We start from the raw sequence: 7,863 nt of genomic DNA, 5'->3' as shown, positions 1-7,863 counted from the left end.
TCGTCCGGGCCGTCCGGCAGGGCGACTTGACCGGAGCGGAGCACCGTTCCGGTGCCTCGTCACCGGGCGAAGGCCCTCGGAGGAACCTCCTGCCCGATCGCGCACCGCCTACTCACCGCCCGGTCCTCGGCCGACCGCAGCCGGCCGAGGACCGGGCGGTGAGTAGGCGGTGAGCGAGCGGGCAGGAGGTCCCTCCGAGGGCCTCCGCCCGGTGACGAGGCACCGGAAAGGTCCTCCGCCCCGGTCAAGTCGCCCTGCCGGACGGGCCGGACGAGGGCCCCCGGCCAGGGCGGTCCGTACCCTACTGGCTGGTAAGGGCCGGCCTGCCGGGTATGGCCCGACTCGATGTCACGGGCGTGGCCCCGGAGAGGTAGGGTCGGGGGTGGTCGGGGACATCCCATACAGCTCGCCGGCGACTTGAGCCGGCGCACCAACGAGGAGATCGGTTCGTGACGATCCGCGTAGGCATCAACGGGTTTGGCCGCATCGGCCGGAACTACTTCCGCGCATTGCTCGAGCAGGGCGCAGACATCGAGATCGTGGCGGTCAATGACCTGGGTGACACCGCGACCACTGCCCACCTGCTGAAGTACGACACCATTCTGGGCCGCCTCAAGCAGGAGGTCTCCCACACCGCCGACACGATCACCGTCGGCGACAAGACGGTCAAGGTGCTCTCCGAGCGCAACCCCGCCGACATCCCGTGGGGCGAGCTGGGCGTCGACATCGTCATCGAGTCGACCGGCATCTTCACCAAGAAGGCCGACGCCGAGAAGCACCTCACCGGTGGAGCCAAGAAGGTCATCATCTCGGCTCCGGCCAAGGATGAGGACGTCACCGTCGTCATGGGCGTCAACCAGGACAAGTACGACCCGGCGAACCACCACGTCATCTCCAACGCCTCCTGCACCACCAACTGCGTGGCGCCGATGGCGAAGGTGCTCGACGAGAACTTCGGCATCGTCAAGGGCCTGATGACGACGGTGCACGCGTACACGAACGACCAGCGCATCCTTGACTTCCCGCACAAGGACCTGCGCCGCGCCCGTGCCGCCGCCGAGAACATCATCCCGACGACGACCGGCGCCGCGAAGGCCACCGCCCTGGTGCTGCCGCAGCTCGAGGGCAAGCTGGACGGCATCGCGATGCGCGTCCCGGTCCCGACCGGCTCGGTCACCGACCTGGTCGTCGAGCTCGGCCGCGAGGTCACCAAGGAAGAGGTCAACGCCGCCTTCCAGAAGGCCGCCGAGGGCGAGCTCAAGGGTCTCCTCGAGTACACGGAGGACCCGATCGTCTCCTCCGACATCGTCAACGCCCCGGCGTCCTGCACGTTCGACTCGTCCCTGACCATGGTCCAGGACGGCAAGAGCGTGAAGATCATCGGCTGGTACGACAACGAGTGGGGCTACTCCAACCGCCTCGTCGACCTCACGGTCTTCATCGGCAACCAGCTCTGACCGTGGAGCAGACCGCCTGATATGAGTGCAGGGCTCGGCCGGCGCGCCAACGCGCTGTCCGAGCCCTGACGCACGTATCGGAGCGGTCGACCGCTTCCGATCACGAGTGATCACGAGCGAACACAAGCTCTTCTCCAGGAGTCCCTCATGAAGACGATCGACGAACTCCTCTCCGAAGGGGTCGCGGGCAAGCGGGTCTTCGTCCGCGCCGACCTCAACGTGCCGCTGGACGGCACCACCATCACCGACGACGGCCGCATCCGCGCGGTGCTGCCCACCGTCAGGGCGCTCGCCGAAGCGGGCGGCCGCGTCGTCGTCGCCTCGCACCTGGGCCGCCCCAAGGGCGCCCCGGACCCCGCCTTCTCGCTCGCCCCGGCCGCCGCCCGCCTGGGCGAACTCCTCGGCGCCGACGTGGCGTTCGCGACGGACACCGTCGGTGAGTCGGCCACCGCCACCGTCGCCGGCCTCGCCGACGGACAGGTCGCGGTCCTCGAGAACCTGCGCTTCAACGCCGGCGAGACGGCCAAGGACGACGCCGAGCGCGGCGCCTTCGCCGACCGCCTGGCCGCTCTCGCCGACCTCTACGTGGGCGATGGCTTCGGCGCGGTGCACCGCAAGCACGCCTCCGTGTACGACCTCCCGGCCCGCCTGCCGCACGCCGCCGGCTTCCTCATCGCCACCGAGGTCGGCGTCCTGAAGAAGCTCACCGACGACGTCCGGCGGCCCTATGTCGTCGCCCTCGGCGGCGCCAAGGTCTCCGACAAGCTCGCCGTCATCGACGAACTGCTCGGCAAGGCCGACCGCATCCTCATCGGCGGCGGCATGGCGTACACCTTCCTCAAGGCCAAGGGCCACGAGATCGGCACGTCGCTGGTCCAGGAGGACCAGCTCTCCGCCGTCACCGAGTACATGGAGCGCGCCGAGAAGAACGGCGTCGAACTGGTGCTGCCGGTCGACACCCTGGTCGCCGAGGAGTTCCCGGACCTGAAGACCAAGGCCCCGGCCCACCCCGAGACCGTCGCCGCCGACGCCATGCCGGCCGGCCGGATGGGCCTGGACCTCGGTCCCGAGACCCGCACGCTCTACGCCTCGAAGCTCGCCGACGCGGCCACCGTCTTCTGGAACGGCCCCATGGGCGTCTTCGAGCACCCCGACTACGCCGAGGGCACCAAAGCGGTCGCCCAGGCCCTCCTCGACTCCCCGGGCTACACCGTGGTCGGCGGCGGCGACTCCGCCGCGGCCGTCCGCATCCTGGGCTTCGACGAAAAGGCATTCGGCCACATCTCGACCGGAGGCGGCGCCTCCCTCGAATACCTCGAGGGCAAGACGCTCCCCGGCCTCGCCGCACTGGAGGACTGACCCTCAATGACCGCTGCTGAAAAAGGCCGCACCCCGCTGATGGCGGGCAACTGGAAGATGAACCTCAACCACCTCGAGGCCATCGCCCACGTCCAGAAGCTCGCCTTCGCCCTGGCCGACACGGACTACGAGGCCGTCGAGGTCGCCGTCCTGCCGCCCTTCACCGACCTGCGCTCCGTGCAGACCCTCGTCGACGGCGACAACCTGAAGATCAGGTACGGCGCCCAGGACATCTCGGCGCACGACGGCGGCGCCTACACCGGCGAGATCTCCGGCCCGATGCTGGCCAAGCTGAAGTGCGCGTACGTGGCCGTCGGCCACTCCGAGCGCAGGCAGTACCACGGCGAGACCGACGAGCTCGTGAACGCCAAGGTCAAGTCCGCGTACAAGCACGGCATCACGCCGATCCTGTGCGTCGGCGAGGAACTGGCCGTCCGCGAGGCCGGCAACCACGTCGCGCACACCCTCGCCCAGGTCGAGGGCGGCCTGAAGGACCTGCCCGCCGAGCAGGCCGAGTCCGTCGTGATCGCCTACGAGCCCGTCTGGGCCATCGGCACCGGCAAGGTCTGCGGTGCCGAGGACGCCCAGGAGGTCTGCGGCGCCATCCGCGGCAAGCTCGCCGAGCTGTACTCGCAGGACGTCGCCGACCGGGTCCGCATCCAGTACGGCGGCTCGGTCAAGTCGGGCAACGTCGCCGAGATCATGGCGCAGGCCGACATCGACGGCGCGCTGGTCGGCGGCGCCTCGCTGGACGCGGACGAGTTCGTCAAGATCATCCGCTTTCGCGACCAGTGAGTAGGCGCTAGCCGCGATCCGTCGTACCCTTGCGGGGTCCAGTGCCGAACTGGGCCCCGCGTCGTCCCATCCGATTCCGAGGAAGTTGGTCCAGCCGTGGTTTTGGGGTTCTCGATCGCCCTGATCGTCTTCAGCCTGCTGCTGATGCTGCTGGTGCTGATGCACAAGGGGAAGGGCGGCGGCCTCTCCGACATGTTCGGTGGCGGCATGCAGTCCTCCGTCGGCGGCTCCTCGGTCGCCGAGCGCAACCTCGACCGGATCACCGTCGTGGTCGGGCTGCTCTGGGCCGTCTGCATCGTCGCGCTCGGCATCATGATGAAGTCGAACTGACCCGGGCGGAAGACCCCGGCGGACGATCCGCCCGCACCGCGGGTGCGCATTCCCCGCGCAAGGCCCCATGTCCGGTACGCGCGGCACAGCGCGGCCTATCATGGGGCTTGCGTCTGGACAGGGGAGCGGTAACTCCAATCACCGGACGCGCGTTGGGCCTTACGTAGACTGAGGCGCTCGCAGCGCAGCGGAACGCCGACTCGCTTCGCCGCGCCATCACGCAGGGAGTTACGACGTGGCAAGTGGCAACGCGATCCGGGGAAGCCGGGTCGGGGCGGGGCCGATGGGTGAGGCCGAACGCGGTGAGTCAGCGCCGCGGCTGCGCCTCTCCTTCTGGTGCTCCAACGGGCACGAGACCCAGCCGAGTTTCGCGAGCGACGCGCAGGTCCCCGACACGTGGGACTGCCCCCGCTGCGGCTTCCCGGCCGGCCAGGACCGGGAGAACCCCCCGGCCCCGCCGCGCACGGAGCCGTACAAGACCCACCTCGCCTACGTGCGGGAGCGGCGCAGCGACGCGGACGGCGAGGCGATCCTCGCCGAGGCGCTCGCCAAACTGCGGGGCGAGATCTAGCGGTCCGGCTCCCAGCGGTCCGGTTCCCAGCGGTCCGGCTCGGTCCGGCCGGGGTCGGGAGCCGACGGCCGGCCGGACCCGCGCGGTGTGCCGCCCGCCGGGCGGTCCGCGCCGCACCGCGCTGTTCCCGCGCCGTGCCGTCCCCGTGCCGCATCCGCGTCGTGCCGTGCCCGCGTCCGGCCGCTCGCAGCCGCTTCCTTCTTCCCGCCCACGGCTCCGCCCCCCCGGGCCCTGCTCGTCCCTCCCGTGCCGCCCCTCCCGCCCGCGGCCCGTCCCGGCGGGCGTCCCGCCCGCCGCCGCGCTGAATGCCCGGGGGCCGGACAGCCGTATCCGTTGTTGCGCCCCACGACGGCGTCACGACAGGTGGTGTCCACCTCTGATCAATTAGGTTGGAACCGGCAGTGGGGCGGATACGCAGCACAGGCAGCAAGGAAGAAGGCTGAAGTCCGAGATGAACGCAGACGGCCGTACCAGGCTCGACCAGACTCCCGAGTGGACCGCGCTGGCCAAGCACCGCGAGGAGCTCGGGAACCTGCGGTTGCGCGAGGTGTTCGCCGCCCACCCCGACCGGGGGACCGCGTACACGCTCCGGGTCGGTGACCTGTACATCGACTACTCCAAGCACCTCGTCACCGACGACACCCTGCGGCTGCTGCGCGAACTGGCCGCCGCCACCGACGTGTTCGGGCTGCGCGACGCCATGTTCCGCGGCGAGCGGATCAACACCACCGAGGACCGGGCCGTCCTGCACACCGCCCTCAGGGCACCGCGCGACGCGGTGATCGAGGTCGACGGGGAGAACGTCGTCCCGGGCGTGCACGCCGTTCTCGACAAGATGGCCGCCTTCGCCGACCGCGTGCGGTCCGGCGAGTGGACCGGCCACACCGGCAAGCGCATCCGCACGGTGGTCAACATCGGCATCGGCGGCTCCGACCTCGGCCCCGCGATGGCGTACGAGGCGCTGCGCGCCTTCACCGACCGCGACCTCACGGTCCGCTTCGTGTCCAACGTGGACGGCTCCGACCTGCACGAGGCCGTCCGCGACCTCGACCCGGCCGAGACGCTGTTCATCATCGCGTCCAAGACGTTCACCACCATCGAGACGGTCACCAACGCCACCTCCGCGCGGACCTGGCTGCTGGACGCGCTCGGCGGGGAAGAGGCCGCCGTCGCCCGGCACTTCGTGGCCCTGTCGACGAACGCGGAGAAGGTCGCCGACTTCGGCATCGACACGGCGAACATGTTCGAGTTCTGGGACTGGGTCGGCGGACGCTACTCGTACGACTCGGCGATCGGCCTGTCCCTGATGATCGCCGTCGGCCCGGACCGCTTCCGGGAGATGCTCGACGGGTTCCACCTCGTCGACGAGCACTTCCGCACCGCCCCGGCCGAGTCCAACGTGCCGCTGCTGCTGGGCCTGCTGGGCGTCTGGTACGGCAACTTCCTGGGCGCCCAGTCGCACGCGGTCCTGCCGTACTCGCACTACCTGTCCAAGTTCACCGCCTACCTCCAGCAGCTCGACATGGAGTCCAACGGAAAGTACGTCGACCGGGACGGGCACGAGGTCCGCTGGCAGACCGGCCCCGTCGTCTGGGGCACGCCGGGCACCAACGGGCAGCACGCCTACTACCAGCTGATCCACCAGGGGACGAAGCTGATCCCGGCGGACTTCATCGGCTTCGCCGAGCCGGTCGCCGAGCTGGGCGACGAGCTCAAGGCGCAGCACGACCTGCTGATGGCCAACTTCTTCGCCCAGACGCAGGCCCTGGCCTTCGGCAAGACGCCGGACGAGGTGCGCGCCGAGGGCGTGCCCGAGGAACTGGTGCCGCACAAGACGTTCAAGGGCGACCACCCCACGACCACGATCCTCGCGCGCGAGCTGACGCCGTCCGTCCTCGGCCAGCTCGTCGCCCTCTACGAGCACAAGGTGTTCGTGCAGGGCGCGATCTGGAACATCGACTCCTTCGACCAGTGGGGCGTGGAACTCGGCAAGGTGCTCGCCAAGCGCGTCGAGCCCGCGCTCACCGAGGGCGCGGACGTGCCCGGCCTGGACGCCTCCAGCCGGGCCCTGGTCGCCGTCTACCGGGAGCTGCGCGGCCGGAGCTGAGAACACGGCGGGAAGCGGGCGGCGGACGGCCGCCCGCTTCCCGCGGAACCCCCCTGCTGCCGGCACGGTTCATGCCCGGGCCCGGGCGGGAGGACCTGTGAGCCGCCGGGCGCCCCGCCCCGTCACCCCGTGGTTCTGTCACGCGACCGCGCTCAGCGTGTCCGCGAGGCGGCGCCGGGCCGCGCGGGCGGCCGGGAGGGCGGCGAGGACGGCGGCGCCCAGCACCGCAGCGGCGCCGAGCGGCACCAGGAGCGTGGGGGAGGGGCCCCGGGCGATCCCGGCGCCGACGCCGCTCGACCGCCCCTGGGCGTCGATCAGCCAGTGCGCCAGCGGCAGCCCCGCCCCCAGGGCGAGGAGCACGGCGGCCAGGGCCGTGCAGGAGGCGGCCGTGACCGTGATCGCGGTGATCTGCCGGGGCGAGAGGCCGATCGCCTTGAGCGCGAGCAGGTCCCGTTCGCCCTCGCGGACCGTGCCGCCGATCGCGGTGAGCAGCTCGATCAGCCCGATCAGCGCGAGGACGGCGATCAGCCCGACCACGACCGCGCGCAACGGGGACAGCCCCTCGGCCGGGCCGGCCACGGCATGCACGTCGAGCAGACCGTCCCCGGCCGCGGCCAGCCGCCCGGCGACGGCCCCCGGGTCGGCGCCGGGGACCAGCCGGAGCTGGTACAGGTCGGGCTCCAGCGAGGGGTCGTTGCCGCGGAGGGTGTCGAGCGAGGTGGAGACGACCCGTCCGGCGTGCTCCGGCTCGATGCTGCGGCCGACGATGTGCAGCACCTGCGGCCGGTCGCCGACGGTCACCCGCACCCAGTCGCCGACCCGCACGTGCAGCAGGTCCAGCAGCCCCTGCCCGGCCACCGCCTCGTCGGGCCCGCGCGCGGCGCGGCCCTCGGCCAGGGTGAACGGGTAGGGCTCCTCGCGGGTGCCGAAGCCGCGCAGCGCGATCGTGGCGGTCTGGCCGGGCACCAGGGCGGCCACCTCCACGCCCGGATGGGCGGCGGCGACCTGCGGATCGCGTTCCAGCAGGGCACGGGCCTCCCGGTCGCCGAGCGAGGCGTCCGCGCGGACGCTGAGCGCGGCGGGCAGCCCCACCAGCTCCGGACTGCTCCGGAAGCGGTCGAGGGTGGTCCACGCGCTCAGCGCCACCACGATCAGCAGCAGCGGCAGCGCCAGCCTGGCCACCGTGCCCAGGGAACGCGGACGGCGGGTGAACGCCTTGTGCCAGCCCAGGACCAGCGCGGGCG

At 71.4% G+C, this 7,863-nt stretch carries 7 protein-coding genes; 6 read left to right on the top strand and 1 reads right to left on the bottom strand.

Annotated features, from left to right (window positions below):
• Window positions 1-449 precede the first annotated feature (449 nt).
• The 6 genes from gap to pgi all read left to right on the top strand — a co-directional run bounded on the left by gap (window position 450) and on the right by pgi (window position 6,619).
• Entirely contained in the window at window positions 450-1,457 is a 1,008-nt protein-coding gene (gene gap, locus AOK18_RS20810) for a type I glyceraldehyde-3-phosphate dehydrogenase (RefSeq protein WP_055574077.1), read from the top strand.
• 147 nt (window positions 1,458-1,604) lie between these two features.
• Window positions 1,605-2,816: a phosphoglycerate kinase gene (locus AOK18_RS20805; protein ID WP_055695346.1), complete on the top strand. Its 1,212-nt coding sequence runs from the start codon at window positions 1,605-1,607 to the stop codon at window positions 2,814-2,816.
• A gap of 6 nt (window positions 2,817-2,822) precedes the next feature.
• On the top strand, window positions 2,823-3,611 hold the full coding sequence (gene tpiA / locus AOK18_RS20800; RefSeq protein ID WP_055574075.1) for a triose-phosphate isomerase: 789 nt from the start codon (window positions 2,823-2,825) through the stop codon (window positions 3,609-3,611).
• Window positions 3,612-3,707: 96 nt separating this feature from the next.
• Window positions 3,708-3,941 (top strand): preprotein translocase subunit SecG, encoded by a 234-nt coding sequence (gene secG / locus AOK18_RS20795; protein WP_095534067.1) that lies wholly within the window; start codon window positions 3,708-3,710, stop codon window positions 3,939-3,941.
• 283 nt (window positions 3,942-4,224) lie between these two features.
• Complete coding sequence (locus AOK18_RS20790; protein ID WP_055574073.1) at window positions 4,225-4,512, top strand: RNA polymerase-binding protein RbpA; 288 nt, start codon at window positions 4,225-4,227, stop codon at window positions 4,510-4,512.
• 451 nt (window positions 4,513-4,963) lie between these two features.
• On the top strand, window positions 4,964-6,619 hold the full coding sequence (pgi, locus tag AOK18_RS20785; RefSeq protein WP_055695345.1) for a glucose-6-phosphate isomerase: 1,656 nt from the start codon (window positions 4,964-4,966) through the stop codon (window positions 6,617-6,619).
• 138 nt (window positions 6,620-6,757) lie between these two features.
• On the opposite strand, the gene AOK18_RS20780 is transcribed toward pgi, so the two are convergent.
• A partial coding sequence (locus AOK18_RS20780; protein WP_338119129.1) for an FtsX-like permease family protein occupies window positions 6,758-7,863 on the bottom strand: 1,106 nt, incomplete at its 5' end.

Source organism: Streptomyces prasinopilosus, from assembly GCF_001419695.1.
In the GTDB taxonomy this organism is placed as follows: Bacteria; Actinomycetota; Actinomycetes; order Streptomycetales; family Streptomycetaceae; genus Streptomyces; species Streptomyces prasinopilosus.
The sequence above is the reverse complement of the archived record's forward strand: the minus strand, read 5'-3'. Positions and strand labels throughout refer to the sequence as shown.

Coding starts and splice junctions, on each gene's coding strand:
- AOK18_RS20790 (WP_055574073.1), top strand. CDS start 4,225: ATGGGTGAGGCCGAACGCGGTGAGTCAGCGCCGCGGCTGCGCCTCTCC.
- pgi (WP_055695345.1), top strand. CDS start 4,964: ATGAACGCAGACGGCCGTACCAGGCTCGACCAGACTCCCGAGTGGACC.
- tpiA (WP_055574075.1), top strand. CDS start 2,823: ATGACCGCTGCTGAAAAAGGCCGCACCCCGCTGATGGCGGGCAACTGG.
- AOK18_RS20805 (WP_055695346.1), top strand. CDS start 1,605: ATGAAGACGATCGACGAACTCCTCTCCGAAGGGGTCGCGGGCAAGCGG.